Annotated in this window: 4 protein-coding genes; 1 reads left to right on the top strand and 3 read right to left on the bottom strand. The window is 59.6% G+C overall.

The features are described from left to right. Window positions 1-88: 88 nt before the first annotated feature. The 3 genes from Q319_RS0122705 to Q319_RS0122695 form a co-directional block, all read right to left on the bottom strand. Window positions 89-685: a hypothetical protein gene (locus tag Q319_RS0122705; protein ID WP_034416510.1), complete on the bottom strand. Its 597-nt coding sequence runs from the start codon at window positions 683-685 to the stop codon at window positions 89-91. A 3-nt stretch (window positions 686-688) separates the two neighbouring features. Next, complete coding sequence (locus tag Q319_RS0122700; protein ID WP_029484674.1) at window positions 689-1,375, bottom strand: hypothetical protein; 687 nt, start codon at window positions 1,373-1,375, stop codon at window positions 689-691. Window positions 1,376-1,692: 317 nt separating this feature from the next. After that, a complete protein-coding gene (locus Q319_RS0122695; protein ID WP_029484673.1) occupies window positions 1,693-1,959 on the bottom strand; it encodes a hypothetical protein in 267 nt (88 codons plus the stop codon). A gap of 715 nt (window positions 1,960-2,674) precedes the next feature. Between Q319_RS0122695 and Q319_RS0122690 the strand changes: the two genes are divergently transcribed. Next, on the top strand, window positions 2,675-3,592 hold the full coding sequence (locus Q319_RS0122690) for a bacteriorhodopsin-like (RefSeq protein WP_081846255.1): 918 nt from the start codon (window positions 2,675-2,677) through the stop codon (window positions 3,590-3,592). Window positions 3,593-3,645 lie beyond the last annotated feature (53 nt).

Genomic DNA, 3,645 nt, shown 5'->3' with positions numbered 1-3,645 from the left:
TAAACTGGGCTTGGGTCAGGTCCGACGAGTAAGGCTTGCGTTTCACACCTCAAGCTTGCCACCGGGTCTGACCCTTTATAAACGCGCTCTAAGACCGCTCCCGCTGCTGCTGTCGCTGGTACGCCCGGTCCTCGTCGTAGCTGCGCTCATGCTGGTGAAGCTGCGTCAACTCCTGAATGCTGCCGGGGTGGTCTTGGTACAGCCCTAACTCGCGCTGCATCTCCCGCTGCTGTTCGTAACTCTCGCGGCCATACGTCCGCAGGTCCGCCAACTCGTCCTTCTGGAGCGTTCGGCTGGTGGCCGCCAGGACGTGGATGTGATCGTGCTGGCCCTGGTCCGTGTGGCTGACCGCGATCCAATCCTTGACCCGGTTGCCCTGGGCCTCGATGCGCGCCATCTGCTCGGCGGCCCATGCCTGCCGTCCGTGTTCGTCCAGGTCTGCGCGCCCCTCGCCGGGGTTGAAAGTCAGCCGGTAGAAGTAGGTCTTCCCATCGCTCTCGGCGGCACGGTCCAGGCGCTCATACGCCTCCTGACGGGTCAGCTCCCCGTCTCTGTCGAATAGCGGGCGGGCCTGCCGCTCGCCTGCGTCGTCCTGGCGGTGCTGCATGTAGCGCACCGATCCCTTGGCTTCACCCGCGCTGCGGGTGTAGCTGGTCTTGACCACCGAGAAAGCTCTGGCGGACATGATCTACTTCCGCCCGCCGAACATCCCACGGGGTTTGCTGGCCTCCTCCTGGGCATCTTCCAGATGGTTAATAGCGGCCAGCAGTTGGACGGTCATTCGATGAATGCTGCTCGTCAGCTCCCCCATCCCACTCTGGGTCAGTTTCTCCTGGCCTTCCAGGGCTTCCACCCGCCCCACCAGGGCGCTGACCACCTTCAAGCCTTGCTGAAGTTGCCGGGTGGCCTCCGCAAGACCCACCAGTGCCGCCGGTTCCTGCGCGCCCGCTCCCTCGCTGATCTCGTTGAGGGTGGCCCGCACTCCAGGGGTGGGGGTCTTCAACTTCTCGACGGCCTGATTCCAGGCGCTGCCGTAGAGCTGCTTGGCCGTGTCGTGATCGTTGGCGTAGAGCTTGTACAGGGCGTGGCCTGCCGTCAGCCGTCCGGCCATGCTCTCCAGGGCGGTGCGGGCCAGGAGATGCGAGAGGCGGTGGCCCTGGGCCTTGATCTCGTTGCGGGTCTGGACCCCCAGTCCTTCCACCATCTCCAGGAGTTCGGTTCGCAGGGACGCTAAAGCGTCCTCGCGGATCGCTTCGTGGGCTTGGCGCTCCCCGGCTTCCACCAGCCGGACCACGGTTGTCGTGAGCCGATCACCGCGCACGTCGGCCAGCCGTTCCACCCGTTCGGCCAGCTCAGCGGGCAGTACCACCGACACTTTGCGGCCTCCACTCGTTGTAGTAACGTTCGCGGTTGCATCCGACTGTTTTTTGCGTGGTGGCACGGTGTTTTCCTCCTGGATTTGCGAGAACTGCTTTTGAGCCTCTATTCTATCCGACCCAGAAACCGTTGTGTGGGCAAGTGTTCAGCGACGATTTCGCAAAAGTCGGAAGCTGTACTTATCTTACTACTTTCCCCCATACAGCGAAAACGCCAAAATCAGGCCGGGGAAATGGGCGGGTGTGGCCGGGGGAAACGTTGCTCTGCCTGGGCTGAGGCCGCACCCGAAACACCTCAAATTTGTACTCAGCTCAGCTATTTGCTGGAGCGTTGGCGCTCGATCTCCTCTTTAAAACCTTCGGTCTTTTGGAGTCGCCCTTCCACTCGCCTGACCCGTCTCCGGGTCCGGGGGTCTGTTCGTAGCATCATCAGCATCCGGTCTGCCAGCTCACCGCCAGGCTGACCACTGTGCAACTTGATCGCCATAAACATCAGTTGTTGAGCGCCGTCAGACACAGACAGGAACGCGGCCACCAACTCCTCGCGTCCTGTGGGCAGGGTAAAGGTCAAACCATCGCTCATAGCTTCAGAGTAGTTCCTGGAAGCCAAAGAGGACTAAGGCAACCCAACGAAGGAGAGACATGAGCACAAGCCGAACTGTGCCAGTGGTGATCGTTTCTTATGACCATGTTTTTCCCTGGCAAATCTTCGCAGTGGGGGTGGTGGTGGTGCTGGCTTTCGCTCTTCGCCGGACCCGATGGGCCGCATATGCTTTGCTGATCTTGGGGACGGCATGTATGGGCGGTGCGGCGCTGCTATGGGCTTGACTCTTCCGAGATCAGGGATGACCAGACAGTTCTTGTACCTAACTGGCGTTAAGTAAGCGACAGAGTAAACTGATTAGGATTGAAGCTCACAAGTTTAATTGCCATGGTGACTTTTCTTCGGTAGGTCTCGCAATATAATAGTGCCCATAATTTGTTTTACCTAGTTTCTCTATCATGATGATCAAGATCTATTTCAACAATCTCTTAAAAAAATCGTCTCTTTTAGCACAATTAAACGGTAAAGATTAGCGCAAATGAAATGGATAGGTGAGCCTACGCTAATCGCGTCAGGAGGCTGAATGGTGAGTCGCCACGCTATTCCTTCAACTTCCCATTGACACAAATCTGGCGCTGGGCGGGTAGACCGAATCTGACGAAGGTTCTCCTCTTCGCCGCCCAATCCGTTAACCCAGCATGGGTAACCTCACTTTCCGTGCCCTCCCGGCGCGGCTCTTACGATAGGAGTTGTCATGAGGCAACGTTTCACGCCCTTCACCTGGATCATCGCCACCCTAGCCGTGCTGCTGGGCACTGCGCTGGCGCAGTCGGACAACGCTCCAGTGGAGGCGGCCAAGCTCTCACTGAGTTCCGGTCAGTTTGGCCTGGTGTATCAGATGTTCTCGATCACCATTGCCGCAATGGGCGCAGGCTTCCTATTTTTTGTGCTGGCCCAGGGCAACCTGTCGCCCAAGTACCGCCCGGCCATGGTGGTCTCGGCGCTGGTGGTGGCGATTGCCTGTTACCACTACTTCCGCATCTTTAACTCCTGGAACGAGTCCTATGCCCTGGACGCCGGGAACTATGTCGCCACGGCCATTCCCTTTAACGACGCCTACCGTTACGCCGACTGGATTCTGACCGTCCCACTGCTGCTCGTTGAGGCCGTTGCGGTTCTGGCCCTTGCCAGCAACATCGCGTCGGGCATGATCTGGCGGCTGGCGCTGGCCGCCTTCGTGATGATCGCCACGGGCTACCCAGGTGAAATCTCCGGCGACACCACCACCCGCCTGATCTGGGGCACCATCAGCACCATTCCGTTTATCTACATCCTTTACATCTTGTTTGCCGAGCTGGGCAAGGCGATAGACCGTCAGCCACCACGGGTGCAGGTGCTGACGCGCAACCTCAGGCTGCTGCTGTTCGCGTCGTGGGGCTTTTACCCCATCGCCTACCTGATGCCCATCTTTTTGGGCGGCGGCACCCTCAGCGCCAGCGGAGTCGTTGGACTCCAGGTGGGCTACAGCATTGCCGATATTCTCGCCAAAGTGGGTTTTGGCACACTGATCTACTTCATCGCGCTGGAGAAGACTGCGCATGACCGCAGCATGGGCGTCACCGAGAACAGCACCACCCCACCGGCCACCGAACTGCCTGCCCGGCCTGTCTGACCCGCCTGACCCGCCTGACGCTGCCCGTCGCTGCCCGTCGCTGCCCGTCGCTG

This window comes from Deinococcus marmoris DSM 12784, assembly GCF_000701405.1.
GTDB lineage: Bacteria > Deinococcota > Deinococci > Deinococcales > Deinococcaceae > Deinococcus > Deinococcus marmoris.
Note: the sequence above shows the minus strand (reverse complement) of the source record. Positions and strands in the feature narration are given on the sequence as shown.